The organism is Pararhizobium sp. IMCC3301 (genome assembly GCF_030758315.1).
Lineage (GTDB): Bacteria > Pseudomonadota > Alphaproteobacteria > Rhizobiales.
Genome location: NZ_CP132336.1, coordinates 92510 through 118872 on the forward strand (window position 1 = coordinate 92510; position 26363 = coordinate 118872).

The following is a 26363-nucleotide window of genomic DNA, read 5'->3' on the forward strand; positions in this document are numbered from 1 at the left end:
CATGGTAAAAATTACTTACATCGAATATGGCGGCAAGGCGCACACCGTTGACGTGCCGGATGGGAAAACCGTGATGGAAGGCGCTCGTGACAACGGCATCCCGGGCATTGAGGCTGATTGCGGAGGTGCCTGCGCCTGTTCAACCTGCCATGTCTATGTTGATCCCGACTGGACCGAAAAACTGCCTGCAAAAGAATCGATGGAAGACGACATGCTCGATTTTGCCCATCAGCCGGACACGGCCCGCTCGCGTCTGACCTGCCAGATCAAGGTCAATCAGGCGCTGGAGGGACTGATCGTGCACATGCCCGAAAAGCAGAACTGAAATGGTCAAATCGGTGCCGGATCATGACGCGGCATGGCGTGACCACCAGCGACGGGCTACACACGATCAGAAACCATAAGGAATTTTGCCATGAATGGTATTGTCATCGTTGGTGCTGGTCAGACGGGAGCGTCACTCGCGGCGAAGCTGAGAACGCTTGGCTATAACGACAATATCACCATGATTGGCGAGGAGCCGGTGCCGCCCTACCAGCGTCCGCCGCTCTCGAAAGGCTATCTTCTCGGCGAAATGGCGCTTGAACGGATCTATCTGCGGGGCCCCTCGTTCTGGGAGGATCAGAAGGTTAACTTGCGTCTCGGCGCGGCAGCCACTGCAATCGACCGCACCGCGAAATCCGTTCGTGTCGGCGGCCAGAGCATTCCCTACGGCCAGCTCGCGCTGGCCACCGGCTCGCGCCCGCGCCGCCTGCCGGCAGCGATCGGCGGCGATCTGACCGGTATCTATACCGTGCGTACGCTTGCCGATGTTGACGCCATGGCGCCGGACTTCGTGAAAGGCCGCCGGCTCCTCGTCATTGGCGGCGGCTATATTGGGCTGGAAGCGGCGGCAGTGGGCGCGAAGCTGGGGCTTCAGGTCACCCTGATCGAAATGGCGCCGCGCATCCTGCAGCGGGTGGCCGCGCCCGAGACTTCGGATTATTTCCGCAAGCTCCATACCGAGCATGGTGTGACGATCCTTGAAAATACCGGTGTCGACCGGCTGACCGGCAAGGGCCGGGTCGCGGGCGCGGTACTCTCGGACGGCAGCGAGATTGCGGTCGATTTCGTCATTGTCGGCGTCGGCATCACACCGCTGACGCTGCTCGCCGAGGAGGCCGGGCTGGACATCGACAACGGTATCCGCACCGACGAATTCGGCCGTACTTCGGACCCGGATATCTGGGCTGCCGGCGACTGCGCTTCGTTTCCCTACAAGGGCGGGCGGGTCCGGCTGGAAAGCGTCGGCAACGCCATAGGGCAGGCAGAAGTGGTGGCTGAAAACATGCTTGGCGCTGGCAAGTCATACGAGGCAAAGCCATGGTTCTGGTCCGACCAGTACGACGTCAAACTGCAGATCGCCGGGCTCAACACCGGCTACGACCAAATCGTCACAAGGGGCGGGGGCGATGCGGTCAGCTTCTGGTATTACGCCGCCGAGAAGCTTCTGGCCGTCGACGCCATGAACGACGCCCGCGCCTACATGATCGGCAAACGGCTGATCGAGATGGGCAGGTCCCCGGACCCGGCAATGATCGCCGATCCGGCAGCTGACCTGCGCATATTGTTGAAAACATGAGGAACGTTAAGACAACACCGTGTGAGGCGTATCCGCAAGCACCGAGAAGGATCGACAACTCGTTCAGTACGAAATCGTCACCCATGTCTCGGGTCGCTCAACCTATGTCTCCGGGTCGGACAACGAGAAAAATGGCGGATGGGGTGTCCGCTTACCCGATAGGGCAGTCAGTAATTACACAATAAAATCAATAACATATAAATTTCATGCTTTGCAAAATGTGCAGCACTGTGTGCAGCAAATTCTAAACTTCGCGTTTAGAACCAAGCCCCCACAAGTCAAAAAGAGAACGCCGCTCGGACTAGGAATCCGAACGGCGCTTGTCTCGTTTCGCAATGACACCTGGACACCCCAATTTAAGGAAAAACAAGATGCACCAGACCTCAAAAACCTACCACAAAACAAGCGTCTCTGACAAGCCTTCGCTTCCTTTGAGCGATCTAGCCGACGCCCTGATCTGGGTCGCGTGGCGCGAAACCAATGAGGGCCGAAAGCTGCCCGTTAATCCTGCGACAGGACGCGCGGCTAAATCGGATGATCCCGATTCTTGGGGAACCCGAAAGGCTGCCTATAAGCGCACACAGAACAGCCGTTGGAAGCGCGAGAAAACAGGCCAGGTGGGTGTCGGTGTCATGTTCGGCCCGCTCGCCCAGGAGGAAGGTTGGCGGCTTTGCGGCGTCGATCTGGATGGCTGCCGTGATCCTGACACTTGCGACCTGGAGCCGTGGGCCGAAGTCGTGGTGGACCGCTTTGCCAGCTTCACCGAAACTTCTCCCAGCGGGACAGGTGTCCACATTCTGTTCCTTGCCAGCGAGTCCGACTTTGCGAAGCTGCGGGACAGCGGCCTGGTCACGGATAAGGGCGGCGCGGAGTTCTCCCTGGGCGATCACACCGAAATCGCGCTGTTCATGGGTGGCCGCTATTTCACCGTTACCGAAGATTTAATCAGGGAGGAATCGGCGATCCGTGCTGTTCCGCTCAAGACCTTGCGCTGGCTTGTCCGGGACCACGGCCCCGCGTTCAAGCGGGGCGCGGGCAAAGCTGCCACTGCGGGTAGTGGCGATGATTCCGGGTCCGGCCTTGGCTTCAAGTTCCTGTGTGACCGATTCCGCGAAGGCTTTGACGAAGACGAAGCCCGCGCCGCCATTGGCGAAGATGCTGGGGACGCGGGAGCCTGGTGGCAGCGCGCAGGGGACAGGCAACAGGACAGGACCGTCCAGAACGCGCGCAAGCGGATCACCGGGGAAGGCGCGGAGATTATCGACTTGTTTGACGATCTGGACGACCCGGATGTGGAAGCCGCCTATATCCTTGGAGTCGAACCAGACACGGACTCGGATTTTGAACTAGACGAAGACGGTGTGATCCGGGCGTTCACGGCAGCCCACAAGGACGAACTGCGGTTCGATCATGCGGCGGGGTCTTGGTTCCGGTTCGACGGCAATTCCTGGCGGCGTGAGGAGACGAAGCTGGCCCACCACTACGCCCGCAAGCTGGCAACGGACATGGCCGACGACGATCCAAAGGCCAAGGCGCTGCGCAAGGTCAGCGTATGGGAAGCGATTGAACGGGGCGCGCGCACGGTGCGCGAGTTCGTGGCAACAGCGGCGGACTGGAACCGCGACCCGTGGCTATTGGGGACGCCCAGGGGGACGGTTGATCTGCGGACGGGCAGCCTGTCACCCGGACGCCCAGACGATCACATATCGCGCCTGACTGCCGTCGCACCGATCCCGCTGGAAAGGTTCGACGCGGAGCGTGATTGCCCGCGTTGGCTGGCCTTCCTGGACGAAGCCCTGGACGGCGACGCCGAAGCGATCCGTTTCCTTCGCATGTGGGGTGGCTATTCTTTGTCAGGCGAGACCAAGGAACACGCGCTGGTGTTCGTCTACGGCCCAGGCGGTTCCGGCAAATCGACGGCGATCAACACCGTTGCCGACATCCTGGGCGAATATGCGATCAACGTGGCGACCTCGACTTTGACGGCAGCAAGGCACGATGCACACCCGGAAGAAATTGCCCGTCTTGATGGCGCGCGGTTGGCCTGGGCCTCGGAGACTGAGAAGGGGCGGGCCTGGGCAGAAAACCGGATCAAGTCGCTGACGGGCGGGGACAAGATTACGGCGCGATTCATGCGCCAGAACTCTTTCGAATTTACGCCACAAATGAAGCTGGTGATCGTGGGTAACAATGCCCCGACGCTGACCAGCGTAGACGAAGCCGTGAAGCGGCGGTTCATCATTCTGCCGTTCGACCATCCCCCCAAATCAAAGGACACGAATCTGCCTGCCAAACTTCGCGAGGAGTGGCCAGGAATCCTGTCATGGATGATCGAAGGGTGTCTGGACTGGCAGGCTCATGGGCTGGTTCGTCCGGCGGTCGCGGAGCGCGCAACAGAAGCCTACTTCGCAGAACAGGACATTTTCGCCCAGTGGATTGAGGATTGCTGCACCACAGGGAAGCATGAAGCGGACACGACAGGGAATCTCTGGGATTCCTGGAGCGCCTACGCCTATGAGAATGGCGAAGCCCCCGGAACACGGAAGCGCAGTTTTCCAGAGACACTTTCGCAGCGCGGATTTGAGGCGATCAAGAACACTAACAGCATTCGGGGTCGAGGCTATCGCGGAATCCGTGTGGCCGTGGGACAAGTGGGTGATTTCGATGTTCTGTAAGTCATTGATTTCTTTGAGTTGGGACAAGTGGGACAAGTCTCCGCTTATATCGCCCTACGCGCGCGAGGCTAAGGGTTTCCCATCTCTAGGGGCTTATATGGAAGACATGTCCCACTTGTCCCAAGGGTCCTTCCCCGTCTGCTCGAATCGGGGGGAGCGCGGAGCCCCGGGAATCCACTCACAACAGAAAAATTCAAATCAGAAACCCGTTCTGGAGTTTCCAGAAATCCTGGAAAGGGAATGCCGCCATGCAAGCATATGATGACGACATAGAAGCAATCCTTGGCGGTTCCCCTCTGGGCGATACTGTGACCGCTGCCGAATTGGGGTCCTGGCTTGGCCTGTCTGCAAATCGGGTGAATGCCTTGGCGCGGGACGGTGCGATCTCCCGTGACGACCAAAAACGCTTCGATCTGAAACCCGCAATCCGTGCCTATGCCAAACACATGCGCGATGGTCAGACGGGCCGTCTTGCCAGCAATCCTGATCTGGCAGCCCAGAAGCTACGGCTGGCCCAGGAACAGGCGGACAAGCTGGCAATCGCCAATGCCAGGACGCGGGGCGAGATGCTGGACGCAAAACAGGTGGCGGCCACCTGGGCGGGCATCCTGACCGACCTACGGGCGGCGGTGCTGGCTATCCCCCAGCGGGTGGCTGGACGCTGCGCTCTTGATCGCGCCACGACCCAAGTCCTGGACGAAGAAATCCGCGCTAGCCTGGAGGCTATTGCAGATGAAACATGACCCTCTAAACCGCTTACGCCGTGAAGCTCTACAGGTCCTGCGACCGCCCCGGAAAATGGCTCTTTCCGATTGGGTGGAGCGGAATGTTTATCTGCCGTCGTCCATTGCAGCACATCCTGGGCGGATGCGCCTCTGGCCACACCAAGTTGCAATCGCCGACTCCATCGGTGATCCGAACGTCGAACGGGTCAGCGTCCTAAAGAGCGTGAGAATTGGATATACCCAGCTTCTGACAGCGGCTATTGGGCACTATGCCGTGAACGATCCAAGCCCGCTTCTGGTGGTGGTCCCTGCGGAGCAAGACGCCCGTGACCTCATGGTGGGCAACATCGAACCGACCTTTGCGGAGTCGCCTGTTCTGCGGGCCGCTCTGGCAGCGGATGACGGCGGGCGGGACACGCTATTCCAGCGCCGCTTCCGCGGCGGATCGCTCAAGCTGGTCAGCGCCCGCGCCCCGCGCAATCTGAGGGGCCACACGGCGCGTGTGTTGCTACTGGATGAGGTTGACGGGTTCGAGATCAGCGCGGGCGGTGAAGGCGACCCCGTGACGCTGGCAGAGCGACGGACCCTTTCTTATGGCGACCGTAAGATCGTTATGGGGTCAACGCCAGTGGATGAGGCTACCAGCCGAATCGTGCGGGCATATGAACGATCCGATCAGCGCGTGTTCGAGTGCGCCTGCCCAGAATGTGGGGCTTTGACGGAACTCACCTGGGCCATGATTGAATGGCTACCGGATGAACCCGAAACCGCCGCGTTCCGCTGCCCACACTGCGAAGAATTGATTGATGAGCGCCACAAGCCCGGAATGGTCCAGGACGGCGCATGGCGGGCCACCAGGCCAGACGTGCTGGGGCATCACGGCTACCGCATGAACGCTCTTATCAGTCTCTTGCCTAACGCCTCATGGGGCAAGCTGGCGACGGAGTTCCTGGAGGCGAAGAAAAGCCCGGAAACCCTAAAGGCGTTCACGACGACGCTGCTGGCGGAACCGTGGCGCGACCTTGGCGAAGAAATTGATGACGCCAGCCTCATGGCGCGGCGCGAACAGTTCAATCTGTCCAACATCCCGCCGGAAGTGCTGGTGCTGTCTGTTGGCATCGACGCCCAGGACGACCGATTGGAAATCTCGACCGTGGGCTGGACGCGGGACGGGGACGCGCTTGTCCTGGCCCATGAGATCGTCTGGGGTAACGTCCTGGATGATGAAACCTGGCAAGAGGCGGACGATCTCTTGCGCCGTGACTTCAAACACCCTCTGGGCGGCACCCTTCGGATTGATTCAGCAATCGTGGACTCCGGCTCTGGGGGTCACACGGATATGGTCTATGCGTTTTGCCGACCACGTATTGCGCGGCGGATCATGGCCGGGAAGGGCGTGGCCGGATTTCAGCGCCCAGCGATCCAGCTATCGAAGACCCGCGCGGCGCGGTTGATCCTGGTCGGGGTTGACACGATCAAATCCCAAGTGATGAACAGGCTCCAGACAGGTCGCACAATCCGATTCAGTCATGATCTGGATGCCACCTATTTTGAGCAACTGACCGGCGAACGCCGGATCGTGAAGTATCGGCGGGGCGCACCTGTACGGGCATTTGAGCGGATACCTGGAAGGCGAGTAGAAACACTGGATTGCTTGGTTTATGCTTGGGCAGCACGTCAGCTTGTGGGGTTGGACTTGGAGCGCCGTGAAACCGATCTTTCACGGGCCAACGGACCTGAGAAACGCCCAGCGATTATTCGGTCAAGTTGGATGGAACGGTGAAAATCTAATTTAGAATACCGACTTCAATATTTTTTCTGTTCCAGAAACTAAATCCTCAATTTCGTCTTTCGTGGGTTCCTTCCCCTTAGCGTGGTCGCAGATATTTCGAATATCAGCTAGGTGTTGAACAAAGCGCCATTGCGAAGTGGAGACGACATCTGCGTCTTTAAGAAGTTGATTTAGGTCGGAAATACCAGGGTTTTTCTTTCGAACAGTTATGTTGTGGGTCACGCAAACCTGCTTGAGATGTTTTTCGATAACAACGCCGCAAATGGCTCCAGAAGCCCGCAGGAATCCGGCTTTTGCCAAAGCGCGAGCGCTATCGACCTCGGAGTCGAAAAGGTCAGCTTGAAGAATGGCCGTTAAGTCAAGCAAAGAGCTGTTCAGTTTCTTTTTTGCAGCTTTCACAATGTTAAGTTGTTGAACAAATTCTGGGATTGCCGCGCGCCCTTCTACAACCACTTCATTTTCCCAGCCTCGCGTAATGTGCAAGCCTTGGAGGTAGTCGCGGATCATGTAGTTTTGGAAGGTAATGTCTTTTCTGACACGAGGTAATTCGTAATAAGATATAAAGTCATTCAGTCGATCTGGGAAAATTTGTTTAACTACCGCCCGTGCTTCTGAATACCAAGCCTGATAGTCGGTTTTGAAATCTGGCAATTCCTCTAGGTATTTTTTGATTTTTTCTTCATTCCCTTTGAACATCTTGGAGGTCGCATCTTCAAAAGCTTCTCCAACGCATTCGTGTTGAATAGCCATATAGAGCATATTTCCGTCAGCTATCAGTGTATCTAGTTCATCTTCAAACCGCTTAGACTTCTCAGACATAATTCTTCACCTCAAAATTCTTGGATCACTCGTTGTGCCGCCCGAAAGTGGGCCCGATCTGCGGGCATCTTGTACTCATTGCCGTAGAATTGGAACAGACGATTAAAGCGGCGGCGCATAGGGCGCGTGAACCCATGCGGCGCGATGGAATAGTCTATGTCTTCGGGCTTAACGGGAACAACGGTCCCGTCTGCCAAAACATCAACTGAAACGACGTAGTGCAAGGAAGCCTCCGAAATGAGTTGGGGGCGAGACCTGCAAAAGCCCCGCCCCCTTGAGAAAGGTTCCTGTTATGACCGACAGGCACCTTGAGCTATACATATCGGAATAATTTACACTGATCAAGTCAAAATATCCTTCTAAACTGACAGGACACTTAATGTAACTCGCTGTTTATAAACGAATTGTTTAATAGACAGCCTTGCAGAATCAGAATATGTTGCCCCAAGTAAAACCACCTGGAGGCTACTATGACAACCACCGATGATACCCCCGTCCTGGAATATTGCCCGCCCATTGAACGAAAGCCGGGGCATTTGACAATCAAAACCCTGACAGACCGATGCCATGAAGTCCCGATCGAATGGGATTTCGTCTATGGAATCGCGAAAAAGTGCATTCAAGAACAACATTTAACCCCCCTGGGCGTAGACGCGAACGATGGGCGGAACCCCTTCCTGTTTGGTCAGGACTCCGCCCTGATCCTCAAAGTCATGACCACGCTGGTACTGACAACGGCGAAGGTGTTCGGGGCTGAAGGCCCGGATAGTTTGGGCCGCGCGGTTTCTAATGCTCTGAAATATCACAATGTCAGTGACCACTTCCCGGACGGTGTGCCGAAGGGCGAGAACGTCCAGGCCTACTTCCGGCAATTCGGTCGGAATCCAGCGTCATGGGTGATCCTGGACGATGAACGCGGCGTCAAAGGCTGGTCCCTGCATGTGCGCTGGTTCTTTGACGACGACGGGCAGAAGCGTTGCGCGGCCAAGCTGTGGAACGTCACAACGGGCTTCATGCCTGACTTCCTGCCCAATGCGGATGGTCTTGAAGCGCTTCCCCATGCTGAGATCATCATGCCGATGGACCGGATTTTGCCGATCCTCAAGTTCAACCGCGACCGCAGCAGGATGAACTGAGAATGTCCATCTGGTCCCGATTCACGAAACCGTTTCGGCACACCGCCGAACCTGTCCAGCGCCGCAGCTTTGAAGCGGCTTCCGGGCGGCGCTTTGGTGGTGTTGCAAGCTACGGCCCCCACGGCCCCGAAACGACTTCAGCGGGACCAGTGGTGCGGGGCAGGGCACGCCATGCCTTCGCCAACAATGGCTATATCCGCAACGCCGTTTCCGGGACTGTTGCGGAGACTGTCGGCGCTGGCATCGAAGCCAATTCCGCACATCCCGACCCGACGATCAGACGCGCAATCGACACCACCTTCCTTGAGGCTGCGACTGCTATCGACGCCGATGGCCGCACCGATCTGCGCGGTCTGACGGCGGCTGCGGTGCAAGCTGAGTTTGTGGACGGGGAAGCCTTTTTTGCCTTGGAATATCGCGAAGGCCGTTTGGCTTTGCGCCAGATTCCTGCCGAATGGATCGATGAATCCCACACTACCGAACTGACCGGCGGCGGCTACATTGTCGCTGGCATCGAGTTCAACCCTCTGGGCGAGCGTATGGCATATCATGTGCGGCCTTCACGCCCTACAGACCTCTATCCGACAGCTGGCGAACGTATACGCATTGCTGCGGAGGATATGCTGCATGTGTTCCGGTCTCTTGGACCTGGCCAAGTCAGGGGCGTTTCCCAATTAGCGCCTGTCTTGCTGGCCTTGAACGAAGCCGATCAGCTACAGGATGCGCGGCTGGTCGGCAGCAAGGTCGCTGCTATGTTTGCTGGTTTTATTACAGATATGAACGCGACCGGCGGCTTGCAGTTTGATGGCGACCAGACCGGAAACATCCTTGAAAGTGGTCTCGAACCGGGCACCCTAAAAGTGTTACCGGCGGGTGTGGATATCAAATTCAGTGCGCCAGATCAGGCGCGGGACTCCAATGCTTTCGCCGAAGAAATCCGGGGCCTGATCGCTGCGGGTCTGGGCTGCCCACGCCATATCCTGGACGGGGATTTGACAGGGGCGAATTATTCGAGCCTGCGGGCGGGTCTTCTGCCTTGGCGGGCCAAGATTGAGCAATACGTCTACCAAACCCTGATCCCGCAATTTCTCGACCCGATCTTCAAGCGCATTGTCACAGACGCCTACCTGTCAGGGCGGCTGGATGCGCCTGATTTGATGGACGCGATCAAGGCTGAATGGCTACCCCCACGCCCGATGCAGGTTGACCCGCAAAAAGACGCCAAGGCGCTGCGGGAACTTCTGTCTTTGGGTCTCACAAGCCGCCGCCAGGCCGTGGCATCCCTTGGCTGGAATATCGACGATCTGGATGCGGAAATCGCTGCCGACCGCGAGCGCGAAACCGTTTTGGGATTGAGTTTCAGCGACCCCAAAAAGGACCAGTCCGATGCCGCATGATGAATCCAAAACCGTTTTGGTTCGTGCCGCCCTGACGCGACCGAATTCTTATGATCCCCAGACCCGCACTGTGTCTGCCGTGATCGCTACTACAAACCCCGTCCAAAGGCGGGACGCCCGTGGCCCCTATCTCGAAATCCTGACCGCTGACACGCTTGATCTGTCCGCAGTCGCCGGGTTGCCCGTCCTCGATTCCCACAGAACCCAGACAGTGCGTGACCAGATCGGACGGGTGCGGTCCATCGCGGTGGAAGGCGAAGCTGTTGTCGCCCTTCTTGAGCTTACTTCGGCTGAAGACGCAGTTCCAGTTGTCCAGCGGATTGCAGATGGCACAGTTAGCGGAGTCAGCATCGGTTATCGCGTGGCAGGCTGGATCGAAACACAAACCCCACAGGGCCGGGTCAAAACCCCGTCAGGCTGGCGCATTTCTGAAGTCACATTAACAAGCAATCCGGCGGACCCCTCCGCCCGTCTGAGGCAAGAGGAGTCAACCATGCCTGATCCCGTAATTGAAACCCAAACCGTTCCGACCCCGGAAGCGGTCGAAACCCAACGCCGAAGCGATATTCGTGGCCTTGTCCGCTCTGCCGGTCTTGGCCCTGAAATTGCGGACGATTTGATTGATGCAGGATCGGATATGACTGCTGCGAAAGCCACTGTCTTCGATGCTTTGGAAGAGAAGCGCCGCAGCGCTCCGATTATCCGCACTCATGCTCCAGCAAATGACGACCCTGCCGTTGTGTTGGGCCGTCAAGCTCAAGCCCTGCACATTCGTATGACCGGCGGTGACTGCCCGGAAGAGTCCCGTCAATACATGGGCGAAAGCCTGTTGGATATGGCCCGTGGCAGCCTTGCCCGTGCTGGTGTGTCAACCCGTGGCTTAAGCGCCGATGAAGTCTTCACGCGGGCCGCTACGCACACAACATCGGACTTCCCGCTGACAGTCAGCAACGCCATGAACAAAACAGCCTTGTCCTCTTACCAAGCGGCTGAGTCCCCGCTCAAGACGCTCTGCCGTCAGCGCACCTTGCCGAACTTCAAAGAGTCCACGGCGATCCGTCTGGGCGAAATGGGTCGGCTGGAGCCTTTGGACGAAAACGGCGAGATCACACACACCAGCCGCGGGGAAAACGGCGAGAAAATGAACCTGAAAACCTTTGCGCGGGGTATCACGGTATCCCGCAAGCTGATGATTGATGACGATCTTGGCCTTCTGGGCGATATGACTTCGGCAATGGGTGAGGCTGCCGCGCAGACAGAAGCCGACATTCTTGTGGCGCTGGTTATCGATAATCCAAACCTGTCGGACGGCACACCTGTTTTTGACGCAAGCCGGGGCAACGTCGGAGCGGTGGCTGCTCCGACTGTAGCGGCCCTGACCGAGTCCCGTCAGGCTATGCGAACTCGGACAGGCCTGGACGGCGAGACGATAATCAGCGCCGCGCCACGCTACGTTTTGGTTCCTGCTGATCTGGAAACGGAGGCCGAACAGGTCCTCGCTTCGATTCAGCCAAATGCTACTGCCGATGTAAACCCGTTCGGCGGCAAGTTGTCTCTTCTGGTGGAGCCTCGGCTTCCTGCGGCGACGTGGTACGTGTTCGCAGACCCCGTGCGTTTGGCAGCGATGCAATACGCCTACCTGTCCAGTGCCCAAGGCGTCCAAATCCAACGGACAGAGGCCTGGGACACGCTGGGCATGAAGTATCGCGCGTTCCTGGATTTCGGCGCAGGCTGGCTGGACTGGCGCGGCACGCACCAGATTCCGGGGGCATAATCCATGGCTCTGAGCCCCGATCAGCTAACCGCGCTGCGCGATGATCTTCTGGACGCCCGTTTGTCGGGCATGCGGCGGGTGCGTGACCAGAACGGCGAAGAGATCGAATATAAATCCGACGCCCAGATGGCCGCCGCATTGGCTGCCCTGGAACGTGAGATCGCGAACCTGTCCAGGCAAGCGCCTCACACCATCCGGTTCAATACCTCGAAAGGAATTTGAGAATGAGAAATTATGTTCAGGTAGGTGACAATATCACCATTACAGCCGCCGCCGCTGCCCTTTCCGGGGATATTGTGAAGATCGGCAGTCTTGTCGGTATTGCGTCCACTGACGCTGCCATTGGCGAGTCTGTTGTGCTGACCACAACCGGCGTCTTTGATCTCGGTAAAGTTGCTATCGATGTCCTGTCGGTCGGTGATCCGATCTATTGGCGAGCATCTGACGGCCTTGTGACCGGCACAGCAACAGCCAACACGAAAATAGGTGTGGCGGTGTCTGCAGCAGGCAACCCGTCTTCCAGTGTCCGTGTGCGGCTCAACGGCACATTCTAATCCAATGGGATCGGCTGTCATCACAACCGATCTGGAGCGCCTTCGGGATGCTCTTGAATTTGTCGCCAAGCTGGTGGTGGCCGATCCCGTCTATGCGCCGATATTCGTTCGCCTCGAAAATGAAATCGCAGACGAAGAGGCTTTGATTGCCGGGGATGTGGTGGCCCGTGCGCGGGCTGTGGCCCGTCAGAATGCCACGCGCTGAATAACACCCTGCAACGCCTCAAGTGTCGCCCCCTTCCCATACCTCTCCCTATTGAGGGCGTGTCCAAAAAGATCGCGCCTGACCCGTTCATCTATGCCCGCAGCCAAGAGGCGATCTTCAAAACTATGTCGCAGCCCATACAAAGAATGATCCGGCGATTCCATAAGGCCATTGGCCCGAAGATATTTGTTGACGGTCGCGCTCAAGGTGGCGCTGTCGCGGTATTTGGGGAACCCTTTAGGACATTCCTTAAAGGCGTCCAGCGAAACGCCAACAAGCGGGATGACGCGGCGTGCATTGCGGCTCTTCAACTGCCGACCGATTGGCTCAATCGAGATATGCGGCACATTGTCGTCCAGCCTGATCTGGGCGGGCGTCAGGGCCGCGCCTTCACTGGGGCGGTAGCCCGTGTTGACCATGCCAAGGACAATGCAGCGGGCTTCCGTGTTAAGGCCGTCCAGCGCGCCCGGTGCGAGCAATTTGTCTCTGATCCAGGATTCGGAGAATGGCGGGCGCTGTTTGGCTTCGCCTTCCTTGAAGCTGAGATCGGACAGGGGCAGGACCAGCGCCAAGCGTTTCATTTTGTTGACGGTTTTCAGCACATCGCCCAGATGGATCAAATCCTTGTTCGCCGAATTGGGCGTCAGACCTTCGGACTCCAGTTTCTCGAACCACCAACTGCGAAAATCCAGCATGTCGTCGCCAGAAATGTCCGGCAGGGCCTTGTCTCCGACCACAGATATAAAATTGCTGACAGCTTTGATTCTCGGATTTCTCCAACGGCGAAGCTGGTCATCACTTTTGCCGATACATTTATCGGCCGCAAGCTGCCAATAAAGGTCCAGCGCCCGTGTTACCGTAATAGGCGGTTGCGCAACGCCGCCAAGAACCGCAGCGGTTTCTACGGCGCGGACCTTCTCACTTTTGCCTGTATGGCTCGCCTTGGCCACGCTTACGCGCTCCAGAAGGTCTTCGCGAGGCAATTCGGCGACCCGTTGCGCTGGCAGGTATCGAAAGCCCCGCACTGCGGCCAATTCCTTCGCAGCCTCAAAGCGGCGTTCGGCGTCTTCCGAGTCACCTGCCATCTGGGCTTCCCAACCTTCGATCAGGTGTTGCCACGCGGACGGGGCTTTCTGTCTGGCAATGGATTCGGAGTCAGTGTGCAAGCTGATCCACACTGTTTGGCGTGTTTCAACAGGCTTGTATCGACGGGGTACCCGCTTGCAAAGGTGAAAAGTGTTGCTTCGCTTAATGACTTGCATGTGAAAACCCTCGGAATTGCATTGTGCTACAAGTTGTATAGCATTATGTGCAGCAAAACAAGCGTTTTAATAAACCGTGAGTTTACGGATAATCCGAAAAACTATTTTATTTCAATAGGTTACATGCATATTGGCTTGGGAGTAAATGGCGGATGGGGTGGGATTCGAACCCACGGTACGCTTTCACGCACGCCGGTTTTCAAGACCGGTGCCTTCAACCGCTCGGCCACCCATCCAGCAACTCGTTAAGCGATATACAGCCCTATCTCTCAATCCGTGATGAAATGCAAGGGGTAGTGTCGGGCAATGTGGTGATGAAAGCCGTTAACACAAAAACCACCATGAAAACGATTGTTAAAGCTCTGTTAACTGTAGTTGATTCAATTTAACGAAAATTTTGCTTCAAATTGAATCACTGCTCGCCATGCGGCAAAACTTCATGCTTAAAAGAATGCTTCTTTTGAAAGGACATTCTTTGCCATACCGCCAAATCAACACGGACCTCTTCAACAAAAGCAGACTTCTGGTGATTGGTGCGCTTGCACTTTCATTGTCTGCCTGCGGCAGCAGCAGCAGCAGCCGGATTGATCCAAAATATGGTGTAGCCGCCAGCCCGCGGGTGTCCAAAGCCGCCTATATTCCCTCGGGCGGCGGCCGCTATCAGGTTGGCAAGCCTTACAAGATTGCCGGACGCTGGTATGAGCCGAAAGAAGTCAACCGCTATGAGAAATCCGGCGTCGCATCCTGGTATGGCGATGCCTTTCATGGCCGGCGCACAGCAAATGGCGAAATCTACAATATGAACTCGTACAGCGCCGCCCATCCCACATTGCCGTTGCCGAGCTATGTCCGGGTGACAAATCTGGCCAACCGGAATTCGGTCGTTGTCCGGGTGAATGACCGCGGCCCGTTTGCCCGTGACCGCCTGATCGATCTGTCAAAACGAGCCGCCGATGCCCTGAACTTCAGAAATCAGGGTTTGGCAAAGGTTCACGTCAGTTACCTCGGCAAGGCTCCGGTAGAAGGCGGCGACGCTGCCTTTCTGGCAGCCTCTGTCGTCATCAAAGGTCAGCCCGGACCGATGCGTCGGCGCGCCGACGCCACGCCGGACGCACCGGCACTGATGATGGCAGAGACTGGTGCCGACACCGGACCGGCTGGAGCGGCGCAGGTTCCGATTGCCTATCGGGACAACCGCCCCATTATTTCCGGCCCTGGTAGCGGATCTGGTACCGGACCTGCGCTGCTATGGAGCGGTGATCGCCCCACAGTAGGACAATCTGTTGCTTCAATTCAGGGGTTTGGGCCTGCTCAATAGAACCTGTTCGTCAACCAGCTCTGCAGACAGCAAACCGGTTTTTGCACGAAAAAATCCGGATTCTGACGTTCTGACGTTTTAGCCCTCTTGTCTTGTTTTGACGGGCGATGCATCTTGCTGCCATGCACCAGATTTCGACCCCATTGAAAACGCTCCTGTTCGCCATGGCCTGGCTTTTGCCGGCCTGTCTTGTGCTGGCCAGCCAGCCTGCATCCGCACAATTGTATCAAAGCCGGGCCCAGCAGGCGATTCTGATTGATATGGAAACCGGCAGCATTCTGTTTCAGCAGGATGCCGCTCGGGCAGCCCCCGCAGCTTCTCTTGTGAAGTTGATGACAGCCGCCATTGTATTTGACGCCCTGAAACAGGGCGAGATCACGATGCAGACCGAATTTGTCGTCAGTGAATATGCCTGGCGGACCGGTGGTGCACCCGCAGGTGGGTCCACCATGTTTGCCGAACTTGGGTCAAGTATTGCGGTGGCTGATCTGCTGCGCGGCCTCATCATTCAGTCCGGCAATGATTCCGCCATCATTCTGGCAGAAGGCCTGTCCGGCACCGAGCAGGAATTCGCCAAGCGCATGAACCGGTTTGCCGTGACACTGGGGTTGCACGATTCCACCTTTGGCAATTCCAATGGCTTGCCGCATCCCGATCAGCTTCTTTCGCCGCGCGATCTGGCCAGGATCGCGCGATATATCATCGAGGACCATCCGGATTATTACGGAATTTTCGCTGAGCGGGACTTCACCTGGAACGGCATCCGTCAGACCAACAGGAATCCGCTGCTGACTGCGCCCATTGGTGCCGATGGGCTGAAGACCGGCCGCACCGACGAGGCCGGTTATGGTCTGGTCGGGTCTGCAATGCAGAATGGCCGGCGTCTGATCGCAGTTCTGATGGGTCTGAAAACTGAAGCGGACCGGGCGCTTGATGGAAGACGGCTGTTGGAATGGGGGTTCACCGCTTTTGACGCGGTGGAAGTGTTTCCAGCAGGGCTCACAGTCGGGCGTGTCCGGATTTATGGAGCTGCAACCGGGCGTATCGGTGCCGAAACCAAGACCCCGGTTGTCGCATTGATGCCGAAACAAAGCCGGGATGCGCTTGAGGCGCGTGTGATCTATACCGGTCCGATCTCGGTTCCGGTCACCAAGGGCGACAAGATCGCAGATCTGGAAGTCTATAGCGGCAACCGGCTGATCGTGATTGCGCCCCTGTTCGCCTCTGAGAGCGTGGCGACTGCCGGCGTTCTGAAACGGGCTGTTGGCGGCGTCGGCGAGTTTCTGTTCGGGTGGTTGTAGTATGAGTGCGGACAAGGCCAGAGCTATGGGCCGGTTCATAACTTTTGAAGGCGGCGAGGGCAGCGGAAAATCCACCCAGGTCAAACTTCTCGCCGGCCATCTGCGCGGTGCCGGTTATGCTGTTCTGGAAACACGGGAACCGGGCGGTTCGCCGAATGCGGAAGCGATCCGGGAATATCTGCTCAGCGGCAAGGCGGAAGACAAGGGTCCGAAAGCGGAGGCCATGTTGTTTGCTGCTGCCCGCATGGACCATCTTGAAAACACCATCCGCCCCGCCCTGCAGGCGGGAACCTGGGTTCTGTGTGACCGGTTCATGGATTCCACGCGGGTCTATCAGGGATTGGATCTGGATGCGCAGACCATTGATCTGCTGGAAAAAATCACTGTTGAAAAAACCCGCCCGGACATGACCATCTTGCTGGATCTGCCGGCAAAGGAAGGGCTTAATCGCGCCCGGATGCGAGATCCTGATGCAGTCAGGGACCGGTTTGAGAAGGAAGAAGAGCCAGTTCATGAAGCGCGGCGGCAGGCTTTTCTCAAGCTTGCGGATTCTGATCCGGGACGGATTTCTGTGTTTGACGCGTCCAGGCCTGCCCATATCGTTGAAACGATGGTCTGGAAAGCGTGCCGCAGGCGGTTCGATATCAGGACGCCGATGGGAGTTTAACGCGAGATGCGTTCACTCATCGAATGCGCAATAGATATAAAAAGGTCGTCAATTCGCCTGTTTGCGCCAGTCCGGAACATCGAATTTGCTGCGGCAGGCTTCAACCAGCTTCGCCGTATTATATTGGGCGATTATGTCCGCTTCCCAGCTTTCAGGGTCTGCCGCCACCTTCCGAAACGTCCAGTCGGCGCGCTCAATGCTGGCGCAGGCCTGTTGACTGACACTGTTTCGGCTGGCGCGTAACACAATGACGGCCATCGAGGATGCAGTGCGGCCCATATAGAAATAGAGCCATTTCCTGTCTTCATCTGAATATGTGCCGCTGTCGACAGCCTTGCCGAGCGCATTATAAACCGCATTACACAGCAGATAATCGGCATTTGCAGAACTCAGCGAGTTTTCATTCTGTTTCTTCAGACATTGCATCCACAGCCCCAGGGCCTGCTCCGACACAGAAACCTCCTGATCCGCAGGGCTCGGCTCGCTTTGAGCCAATGCGGCCAAAGGCCCGAGCATCAGCGACAGCGATACAGAAGTACGCAGACAGGCCAGACGGAACATTGTCATGTTTCCCGGTCATTTGCAGATTGGAAGAAGTAGTCAGGTTCGGGCAGAATCTGTCAATAAATTTGCGGGCTGTTCACAAAAGTTTGTCCGTTCCCTTTGACAGCAGTGAGCGGACCGGATTTTGACCTGCGCAGTGATCCTTGGCACATTACTGTGGCATTGCCTGCAAACCGGAGTAAGTCGTGACCAACAAGATCATTTCCCTTGAGGCCGCCGCCGGTCTTGTCGCCAGCGGAGATACCATCACAACATCCGGATTTGTTGGCATCGGTGTGCCTGAATATCTGTTGAAAGGGCTTGAAACCCGGTTTCTGCAGAGCGCGCAGCCAACCGGTTTGACCCTGTTGTTTGCTGCAGGGCAGGGCGACGGCAGTGAACGCGGCTTGAACCATCTTGGTCACAAAGGCCTGTTGCAGCGGGTGGTCGGCGGCCATTGGGGGTTGATCCCGAAAATTGCCAGTCTGGCAATTGAGGGCAGTATTGAAGCCTATAATCTGCCCCAGGGCGTCATCAGCCACCTTTACCGTGATATTGCTGCCGGAAAACCCGGCACAATTTCCCGTGTCGGCCTGGAAACCTTTGTCGATCCGCGTGCTGACGGTGGCAAAATCAACCCGCAGACCAGTGAAGATCTTGTCACTTTGATGCAGATCGATGGCGAAAACTATCTGTTTTACAAGGCATTTCCAATTGATGTGGCATTGCTGCGCGGAACCACCGCAGATCCTGCCGGCAATATCACGATGGAACGCGAAGCTTTGATAATTGATAATCTTGCTCAGGCCATGGCGGCAAAAAATTCAAACGGCATTGTCATTGTCCAGGTGGAGCGCACCGTCGCGCCGGGATCGCTCAATCCGCGCGATGTGGAAATCCCCGGCGCTCTTGTCGATGCGGTCGTGGTTGCTCCCGCGAAGGATCATATGCAGACATTCGCAACCGCTTACTCACATGCCTATGCAGGCAAATACCGCGTTGAGGCAGATACAATGCCTGCCATGAAACTGACTGCGCGCAAGATCATTGCAAGGCGAGCAGCATTTGAACTGCCGATCAACGGTATGGTCAATCTGGGTATTGGCATGCCCGAAGGTGTCGCGTCAGTGGCCTCGGAGGAAAAGCTGCTCAACCATCTGACGTTGTCGGCCGAACCCGGCATCATAGGCGGCCAGCCCGCATCAGGGCTGGATTTCGGTGCCGCGGTCAATACCGATGCGATTATAAATCAGGCACAGCAATTCGATTTTTACGACGGTGGCGGGCTTGATCTTGCCGTTCTGGGAATGGCCGAGGTCGATGGCAGCGGATCGGTCAACGTCTCGCGCTTCGGACCCAGATTGGCCGGTGCAGGCGGTTTCATCAATATCAGCCAGAATGCGCGCGCGCTGGTCTATGCCGGAACCTTTACCTCCGGCGGGGCTGAATTGCGGCTGGAGCAGGGGGCACTGGTAATTGAAACAGAAGGCCGAGTGAAAAAGTTCGTTGCTGCCGTAGAGCAAATCACGTTTTCCGGTCCAAGAGCGGCCCGTCTGTCCCAGCCCGTGCTGTATGTGACGGAAAGATGCGTGTTTCGGCTGACATCCGGCGGGCTGGAACTGCTGGAAATCGCGCCGGGGATCGATCTGGAGCGCGACATCTTGTCGCTGATGGATTTCGAACCCGTCATTCATGAAATAGCCACCATGGACCAGCGCATCTTCCAGTCAGCGCCGATGGATTTGCGGGTCGACCTGCTGCATCTGGATCTGGCCGACCGGATTGCGCTTGACCCGGCCAAAGGGCAATTGTTCATCAATTTCGAGAAAATGCGGATTCGCAACCAGCATGATGTCGCTCTGATACAGGCGCGTGTCGAGGAGATCTGTTTGAAACAGTCCGAACCGGTCGATGCCATCGTCAATTATGACGGAACCATCATTGATCCGGATATCGAAAGCGCCTATGCGCAGATGGTCAAGGATCTGGAAGACCGCTTTTACCGCACCGTTACACGCTATTCAGGATCCGCCTTCATGCGCCTCAAACTTGGCAAAGTGTTTGAACGTGACACCGCTCCGCACATTTTTGAAACGGCCGACGAGGCCCGGCGGTTTCTGGCCCATAAGACTGAGCCCTGAGGCAGGGCGCATTTCGGGATCAGGCAGGGACCGGGGTTCCGTCCCAGGCGATCACCTGTCCGCTCTGTTTTGCTGTCAGGGATGAAAGGGATTTGAGCAGATGCGCTGCTGCCTGCTCTGTGGTGAACAGCTTGTCGTCGGGCACATTTGCCTGAAACGGCTTTGATAGACCGGTGTCCACCGTGCCGGGATGCAGGCCAACACAGATCGCCTCACTATGGGTTCTGGACAGCTCAATCGACGCGGTTTTCAGTATCTGGTTCAAGGCGGCCTTCGAGGCGCGATAGCTGTACCAACCACCCAGCCTGTTATCGGAAATGCTGCCGACACGGGCCGAGAGTGCAGCAAAAACGGATCGGCCGGATTTCGGTAGCAGTGGCAGGAAATGTTTTGCAATCAGAGCTGGCGCAACAGCATTGGCTGCATAAATTTCCTGCATATTGGCGCATGACAGATCGCGCCAGGATTTTTCCGGACCATTGCCATTGGCCGTCTGCAGTGCACCGGTAGCCACGATTATCAGACGGACAGGCGCGCAGGCGTTGCCGTCCATGCTGGATCGGACCGTTGCGGCGGCCTGCACAAGCTGAGGCTCCTCCAGTGCATCGGCGCGCAGGCACGTCACTATGCGCTCCTGCGCCGCCATATCTCGCCGGTTGACAGCAAATATCCGGCCTTCTGGTGTATTTGAGAGGTTCCGATCTGAAAGGGCAGCGATCGCTTTCTGCATAAGAGCACTGCCAATGCCACCGCTGGTGCCAAAGATTATCGCGCTGAATGGCGTTGTGAATCCGAAATCACCAGCACCGTCTCTATTCATCCGGAAAATCTCGCTGTGTTCTCGATCGCAGTCAGCCGCTGTGCTGGCAAATAGCGCATTTTCTGCACAAGGCGAGTGTCTTTCATCCACAAAAAAAGGGGTCACCTCGGTGACCCCTTTTCGTGAGATACAGGCAGGCTCACAAAAGCCCGGACTGTGTTCTAGCGCGCTGCCAGAGGTTGCTCCGACACCGTTCCGTTCAACACGGCATTCCCGGCCTGCGTAAGATCTTCACTCGACATCAGATCACCTCCTTTCAATTGTTGAAAACACAATTAGGCTAACACAGGATGGGCGATTCGAAACAATTTTCTCCCGCAACAGGCAAAAATCTGGAAAAATTAAAGCAATAGGTCGGGCAGCCCGGTAATGCCTCTTTAATTTGCGCAGTGCATACCGTACATACGGCTCATAAAATGACTGCCGGCCCCTTGCGAATCCCACCTGGAAGGCGGCTCCCTAGAAGGCGGTTCTCTGAACAACAATAGGAATTCTGATGTACGATCCCGTTAGCCAGGCAACGAATATGCTGATCCCCATGGTGGTGGAACAGACCAACAGAGGGGAACGCTCCTACGATATTTTTTCTCGGCTGTTGAAAGAACGCATTATCTTCATCACCGGCCCGGTTGAAGACGGGATGTCGACTCTGGCCTGTGCGCAATTGCTGTATCTGGAAGCAGAGAATCCGAAAAAGGAAATTTCGCTTTACATCAATTCTCCAGGCGGCGTTGTCACCTCGGGTCTTGCGATCTATGACACGATGCAGTTCATCAAGCCTGCTGTGTCCACGCTGTGCATCGGCCAGGCCGCTTCGATGGGGTCATTGCTGCTGACTGCAGGAGAGAAGGGCATGCGCTTTTCGTTGCCGAATGCCCGGATCATGGTGCATCAGCCTTCGGGTGGATTTCAGGGGCAGGCGTCAGATATTGCTCGCCATGCCGACGACATCGTCAAACTGAAGCGACGCCTGAATGAAATTTATGTCAAACACACCGGTCAGGACTATGACATGGTTGAGAATACGCTCGACCGGGACCATTTCATGACCGCTGAAGAAGCCAAGAGCTTTGGTCTGATAGACAGCGTCGTCGCAAATCGTGTTGATTCTGACGCAAACAAGGACAAATCCGGTAAATCCAAATAGGTTGGATTGTGCTTTGATGAAATGCAACCCGGACGTAGTGTATGGATCAACACCGATCCTTAAGACCTTCGTGGTTGGATTCTAGAATGTTTTTGTGCCACAAGTTTCTGGCGACGGTTTCCGGGGGCTGCTGCTTTTCAGCGCTTTACTCTGGTTGTGACCGTCATATGCTTGAGACCTGTGGGGCCAAACCTGTTAGTGTGAAGGTAGACTAAATGAGCAAGATTTCCGGCGGGACAGGCAGCAGCGGCGGTTCGGACGCAAAGAACACGTTGTATTGTTCGTTCTGCGGCAAGAGCCAGCACGAAGTCCGCAAGTTGATCGCAGGGCCCACCGTTTTCATTTGCGATGAGTGCGTTGAATTGTGCATGGATATCATTCGTGAGGAGAGCAAGACCTCACTTGTGAAATCCAGTGAAGGTGTGCCAACGCCGCAGGATATCTGTACTGTTCTCGATGATTATGTGATCGGTCAGTTTCACGCCAAGAAGGTGTTGTCTGTCGCTGTCCACAACCACTATAAGCGGCTGCACCACGCCAGCAAGAATGCAGATGTCGAACTGGCCAAGTCAAACATCCTGCTGATCGGACCGACCGGGTGCGGCAAGACGTTGCTGGCGCAGACTCTGGCCCGCATTCTCGATGTGCCGTTCACAATGGCAGATGCCACAACTCTGACTGAAGCCGGTTACGTCGGTGAGGATGTGGAAAACATCATTCTGAAACTGCTGCAGTCGGCAGATTACAATGTCGAGCGCGCACAGCGCGGTATCGTCTATATTGATGAAGTCGACAAAATCACCCGTAAATCCGATAATCCGTCGATTACCCGCGACGTTTCCGGCGAGGGCGTTCAGCAAGCCCTGTTGAAAATTATGGAAGGCACCGTTGCAAGTGTGCCGCCACAGGGTGGCCGTAAACATCCGCAGCAGGAATTCCTGCAGGTTGATACGACCAACATCCTGTTCATTTGCGGGGGCGCATTTGCCGGTCTCGACAAGATCATCGCCGACCGTGGTGACACCACATCCATCGGCTTTAGTGCTGCCGTGTCTGGCCCGGATGAACGTACACCTGGTGAGCTGTTCCAGATTGTTGAACCGGAAGATCTGTTGAAATTCGGTCTGATTCCGGAATTTGTCGGTCGTTTGCCGGTTCTGGCAACTTTGACCGATCTGGATGAGGAAGCTCTGGTCAGAATCCTCTCGGAGCCGAAGAATGCCCTGGTAAAGCAGTATCAACGGCTGTTCGATATGGAGGACGTCACACTGACCTTCCACGAAGATGCGATGAAATCCATCTCGCGCCGCGCTATTGCCCGCAAAACCGGTGCCCGCGGACTGCGCTCTATCCTGGAATCGATCCTTCTGGAAACAATGTTCGACCTGCCAGGTCTGGACGGGGTTGAGGAAGTCGTTATTTCAGCAGACGTGGTGGATGGTGACGCACGCCCTCTTTACATTTATGCAGAGCGCAAACAGGAAGATGCCGGCGCATCCGCTTAAGAGCGCAGGCATCGGCCTTCAATTTCTCTGCGTCGCAGCAGCCTTACATAGAGGCAACGCTGGCAAGTCACTTCCGCTTGGTGCCCTGTTGCCCAAGACCATGAGTGCAACAGCGTGGTTGCAAGAGGGGGATTGTTTGGGGAATTAGCCGCTCCAAACCTTGAATTGGCCACACAGACGCGCCATTTCTTTAACTAACCGTGCTAATCTTTGCAAAAGGCGATTCTGATTTGGTAACGGGTTGCGGGCGTCAGGCCCGAACCTGCGGCCACTTCAACTTGCCGGGGCCAGAGCCAAAGCCGGCATGATCAGTTCCTGTCTGCCTGTTCAGGGGGCGGGAGTTGAGGCTAACAAAAAGGAAAAAAATATGAGTGCAGATATCAGCACCACCTCCAGTGACACGGTTTATCCGGTCCTGCCGCTCAGAGACATCGTGGTCTTTCCCCACATGATCGTGCCGCTGTTTGTCGGGCGTGAAAAGTCTATCAGTGCACTGGAAGAAGTCATGAAGAACGACAAGCAGATCATGCTTGTCACTCAAAAAGATTCCAATGACAGCGACCCGAAGCCGGAAGATATCTACGAAATCGGCACACTTGCAACCGTGCTTCAACTGCTGAAGTTACCAGATGGAACCGTAAAGGTGCTGGTCGAAGGTGCCAGTCGCGCCCGGGTGACTCAATTTACCGCACGTGAAGACTATTTCGAAGCTTTTGCTGAAGTCATTCCCGAAGTGCCGAGCGATGATGTCGAAGTCGAAGCGCTGTCGCGTTCCGTGGTTGCGGAGTTTGAAAATTACGTCAAGCTCAACAAAAAGATTTCACCGGAAGTCCTCGCCGCCGTGGCCAATATCGAAGATTATTCGAAACTGGCTGACACGATTGCGTCGCATCTTGTCATCAAGATTCCTGAAAAACAGTCCCTGCTCGGCGTCATTTCGGTGACGGAGCGGATCGAAGCCATTCTGGCCCTGATGGAAAGCGAAGTGTCCGTGCTGCAGGTTGAAAAGCGGATTCGCTCGCGCGTCAAACGTCAGATGGAGAAAACCCAGCGCGAATATTATCTGAATGAGCAGATGAAGGCGATTCAGAAAGAGCTTGGCGATTCAGAAGATGGCAAGGATGAGCTTGCCGAGTTGGAAGAAAAAATCAGCAAGACCAAATTCTCCAAGGAAGCGCGCGAAAAAGCCCAGGCGGAAATGAAGAAGCTGCGGCAGATGAGTCCGATGTCTGCTGAGGCAACGGTCGTGCGCAATTATCTTGACTGGCTTCTCGGTATTCCCTGGGGCAAGAAATCCAAGGTCAAGATTGATCTGAAAAAGGCCCAGGAAACTCTCGACAAGGATCATTTCGGTCTGGAGAAGGTCAAAGAGCGGATTATCGAATATCTTGCAGTTCAGAGCCGGTCGAACAAGCTGAAAGGACCAATTCTGTGCCTTGTCGGTCCTCCCGGCGTAGGCAAGACATCACTCGGCAAGTCGATCGCCCGTTCAACCGGACGCGAATTTGTCCGCATGTCCCTTGGCGGCGTGCGTGATGAAGCCGAGATCCGCGGGCACCGGCGCACCTATATCGGTTCGATGCCCGGCAAGGTCATTCAGTCAATGAAGAAGGCCAAGAAATCCAATCCGCTGTTCCTGTTGGATGAAATTGACAAGATGGGCATGGATTTCAGGGGAGATCCGTCATCGGCGCTGCTTGAGGTTCTCGATCCGGAACAGAATAACAGCTTTGCGGACCATTATCTGGAAGTGGATTATGATCTTTCGAATGTGATGTTCGTGACAACGTCAAACACTTTAAACATTCCAGGACCGCTGATGGACCGGATGGAAATCATCCGGCTCGCTGGTTACACTGAGGATGAAAAGCTGGAAATCGCCAAACGCCATTTGCTCAGCAAGGCCGTCAAAAATCATGGACTGCGCGACGGTGAGTTTGAGATTGCCGATGACGCTTTGTTGAATTTGGTCCGGCTTTACACCAAGGAAGCCGGTGTGCGCAGCCTGGAACGTGAATTGTCCAAGCTTGCGCGTAAGGCCGTCACACGGCTGCTGACAGATGCCAGTCTGACGACAATCAGCATTACGAACGATAATCTGGAAGAGTTTCTGGGCGTTCAGAAATTCCGCTATGGCCAGGCCGAGGGTGAAGATCAGGTTGGTGTCGTCACGGGATTGGCCTGGACTGAAGTTGGCGGGGAGTTGCTGACGATTGAAGGTGTCATGATGCCTGGCAAGGGCAAGATGACGGTTACCGGCAATCTGCGCGATGTGATGAAGGAATCCATCTCTGCTGCCGCTTCCTATATTCGCTCCCGGGCAGTGGATTTTGGCGTCGAACCGCCGATTTTCGACAAACGTGATATTCACGTTCACGTTCCCGAAGGTGCAACACCGAAGGACGGACCCTCGGCCGGCATTGGCATGGCCACAGCGATCGTCTCGATCATGACCGGTATTGCGGTGCGCAAAGACCTCGCCATGACGGGCGAGGTGACCTTGCGCGGACGGGTGCTGCCAATCGGCGGTTTGAAGGAAAAGCTGCTTGCAGCTCTTCGCGGCGGCATCAAGACCGTGCTCATTCCGGAAGAAAATGCCAAAGACCTGACGGAAATACCGGCCAATGTGACCAATGGCATGACGATCATTCCGGTCGGCCATATGGACGAAGTGCTGAAGCACGCTCTGGTTGAGGCGCCCGTTGCCATCGAATGGTCGCCGGAAGAGTTCGACAAAGCCGGCACAACGTCTGCTTCAAGTGAGTCGGAATCGTCATCGAGCATGATTGCGCACTGACCTCATCAGGTCAATTTTGACGTGTTTTTAGCCAAAACACCAACCCGGTCGGCCCTGCTGACCGGGTTTTTTGGTTTTTTGGACAGGAAAACGCGGTTTTCTGCGGTTTTGCACTTGCCTTTCCGGTCAAGAATGAAGACTTTCGGCGCACGGAGACGAGGGGA

The 26363-nt window shown here is 56.1% G+C and carries 22 protein-coding genes and 1 tRNA gene; 18 read left to right on the top strand and 5 right to left on the bottom strand.

The genetic code is table 11. From position 1 onward, the window contains the following. Position 1 precedes the first annotated feature (1 nt). From RAL88_RS00435 to RAL88_RS00455, 5 genes are all read left to right on the top strand, one after another. Complete coding sequence (locus RAL88_RS00435) at positions 2-325, top strand: 2Fe-2S iron-sulfur cluster-binding protein (protein WP_306266465.1); 324 nt, start codon at positions 2-4, stop codon at positions 323-325. 90 nt (positions 326-415) lie between these two features. Further along, positions 416-1621 (top strand): NAD(P)/FAD-dependent oxidoreductase, encoded by a 1206-nt coding sequence (locus RAL88_RS00440; protein ID WP_306266467.1) that lies wholly within the window; start codon positions 416-418, stop codon positions 1619-1621. Positions 1622-1992: 371 nt separating this feature from the next. Beyond that, positions 1993-4296, top strand: coding sequence for a phage/plasmid primase, P4 family (locus RAL88_RS00445; RefSeq protein ID WP_306266468.1), 2304 nt, complete (start codon positions 1993-1995; stop codon positions 4294-4296). Between the two features lie 248 nt (positions 4297-4544). Beyond that, positions 4545-5039, top strand: coding sequence for a hypothetical protein (locus tag RAL88_RS00450; protein ID WP_306266470.1), 495 nt, complete (start codon positions 4545-4547; stop codon positions 5037-5039). Between the two features lie 55 nt (positions 5040-5094). Continuing rightward, positions 5095-6804 (top strand): phage terminase large subunit family protein, encoded by a 1710-nt coding sequence (locus tag RAL88_RS00455; protein ID WP_306266472.1) that lies wholly within the window; start codon positions 5095-5097, stop codon positions 6802-6804. 9 nt (positions 6805-6813) lie between these two features. On the opposite strand, the gene RAL88_RS00460 is transcribed toward RAL88_RS00455, so the two are convergent. Next, a complete protein-coding gene (locus tag RAL88_RS00460) occupies positions 6814-7632 on the bottom strand; it encodes a HEPN domain-containing protein (protein WP_306266473.1) in 819 nt (272 codons plus the stop codon). A 470-nt stretch (positions 7633-8102) separates the two neighbouring features. Here RAL88_RS00460 and RAL88_RS00465 point away from each other — a divergent pair, with 470 nt between their 5' ends. From RAL88_RS00465 to RAL88_RS00490, 6 genes are read left to right on the top strand one after another with little or no spacing between them, the layout of a single operon-like run. Then, entirely contained in the window at positions 8103-8768 is a 666-nt protein-coding gene (locus RAL88_RS00465) for a hypothetical protein (RefSeq protein ID WP_306266474.1), read from the top strand. 2 nt (positions 8769-8770) lie between these two features. Beyond that, complete coding sequence (locus RAL88_RS00470) at positions 8771-10165, top strand: phage portal protein (protein WP_306266476.1); 1395 nt, start codon at positions 8771-8773, stop codon at positions 10163-10165. Beyond that, complete coding sequence (locus RAL88_RS00475) at positions 10155-11939, top strand: prohead protease/major capsid protein fusion protein (RefSeq protein WP_306266477.1); 1785 nt, start codon at positions 10155-10157, stop codon at positions 11937-11939. The genes RAL88_RS00470 and RAL88_RS00475 overlap by 11 nt, the downstream gene beginning before the upstream one ends. Before the next feature lie 3 nt (positions 11940-11942). Next, positions 11943-12161 carry a phage head-tail joining protein gene (locus RAL88_RS00480; protein WP_306266478.1) on the top strand — a complete coding sequence of 73 codons (219 nt, stop codon included), beginning with the start codon at positions 11943-11945 and terminating at the stop codon, positions 12159-12161. Positions 12162-12163: 2 nt separating this feature from the next. Continuing rightward, positions 12164-12493: a DUF2190 family protein gene (locus RAL88_RS00485; protein ID WP_306266480.1), complete on the top strand. Its 330-nt coding sequence runs from the start codon at positions 12164-12166 to the stop codon at positions 12491-12493. Positions 12494-12497: 4 nt separating this feature from the next. Next, complete coding sequence (locus tag RAL88_RS00490; RefSeq protein WP_306266481.1) at positions 12498-12698, top strand: hypothetical protein; 201 nt, start codon at positions 12498-12500, stop codon at positions 12696-12698. Here RAL88_RS00490 and RAL88_RS00495 read toward each other — a convergent pair. Continuing rightward, positions 12680-13783 carry a tyrosine-type recombinase/integrase gene (locus RAL88_RS00495; RefSeq protein WP_306266483.1) on the bottom strand — a complete coding sequence of 368 codons (1104 nt, stop codon included), beginning with the start codon at positions 13781-13783 and terminating at the stop codon, positions 12680-12682. The two genes, RAL88_RS00490 and RAL88_RS00495, sit on opposite strands and share 19 nt — an antisense overlap. 323 nt (positions 13784-14106) lie before the next feature. After that, a tRNA-Ser gene (locus tag RAL88_RS00500) sits at positions 14107-14196 on the bottom strand. A gap of 239 nt (positions 14197-14435) precedes the next feature. Between RAL88_RS00500 and RAL88_RS00505 the strand changes: the two genes are divergently transcribed. The 3 genes from RAL88_RS00505 to tmk all read left to right on the top strand — a co-directional run bounded on the left by RAL88_RS00505 (position 14436) and on the right by tmk (position 17246). Next, a complete protein-coding gene (locus RAL88_RS00505; RefSeq protein WP_306266486.1) occupies positions 14436-15278 on the top strand; it encodes a septal ring lytic transglycosylase RlpA family protein in 843 nt (280 codons plus the stop codon). A gap of 143 nt (positions 15279-15421) precedes the next feature. Then, positions 15422-16579 (top strand): D-alanyl-D-alanine carboxypeptidase family protein, encoded by a 1158-nt coding sequence (locus RAL88_RS00510; protein ID WP_306266487.1) that lies wholly within the window; start codon positions 15422-15424, stop codon positions 16577-16579. A gap of 1 nt (position 16580) precedes the next feature. Next, positions 16581-17246, top strand: coding sequence for a dTMP kinase (gene tmk, locus RAL88_RS00515; protein ID WP_306266489.1), 666 nt, complete (start codon positions 16581-16583; stop codon positions 17244-17246). A 48-nt stretch (positions 17247-17294) separates the two neighbouring features. Here tmk and RAL88_RS00520 read toward each other — a convergent pair whose 3' ends face one another. Beyond that, complete coding sequence (locus RAL88_RS00520) at positions 17295-17813, bottom strand: hypothetical protein (RefSeq protein ID WP_306266490.1); 519 nt, start codon at positions 17811-17813, stop codon at positions 17295-17297. A 182-nt stretch (positions 17814-17995) separates the two neighbouring features. Between RAL88_RS00520 and RAL88_RS00525 the strand changes: the two genes are divergently transcribed. Further along, positions 17996-19930, top strand: coding sequence for an acyl CoA:acetate/3-ketoacid CoA transferase (locus RAL88_RS00525; RefSeq protein ID WP_306266492.1), 1935 nt, complete (start codon positions 17996-17998; stop codon positions 19928-19930). A 19-nt stretch (positions 19931-19949) separates the two neighbouring features. Here RAL88_RS00525 and RAL88_RS00530 read toward each other — a convergent pair whose 3' ends face one another. After that, positions 19950-20750 carry an SDR family NAD(P)-dependent oxidoreductase gene (locus RAL88_RS00530; protein ID WP_306266494.1) on the bottom strand — a complete coding sequence of 267 codons (801 nt, stop codon included), beginning with the start codon at positions 20748-20750 and terminating at the stop codon, positions 19950-19952. 496 nt (positions 20751-21246) lie between these two features. On the opposite strand from RAL88_RS00530, the gene RAL88_RS00535 reads away from it, so the two are divergent. The 3 genes from RAL88_RS00535 to lon all read left to right on the top strand — a co-directional run bounded on the left by RAL88_RS00535 (position 21247) and on the right by lon (position 26199). Beyond that, positions 21247-21897 (top strand): ATP-dependent Clp protease proteolytic subunit, encoded by a 651-nt coding sequence (locus RAL88_RS00535; RefSeq protein WP_306266495.1) that lies wholly within the window; start codon positions 21247-21249, stop codon positions 21895-21897. Positions 21898-22112: 215 nt separating this feature from the next. After that, positions 22113-23402, top strand: coding sequence for an ATP-dependent Clp protease ATP-binding subunit ClpX (gene clpX, locus RAL88_RS00540; RefSeq protein WP_306266497.1), 1290 nt, complete (start codon positions 22113-22115; stop codon positions 23400-23402). A 367-nt stretch (positions 23403-23769) separates the two neighbouring features. Then, positions 23770-26199 (top strand): endopeptidase La, encoded by a 2430-nt coding sequence (gene lon, locus RAL88_RS00545; protein WP_306266499.1) that lies wholly within the window; start codon positions 23770-23772, stop codon positions 26197-26199. Positions 26200-26363 lie beyond the last annotated feature (164 nt).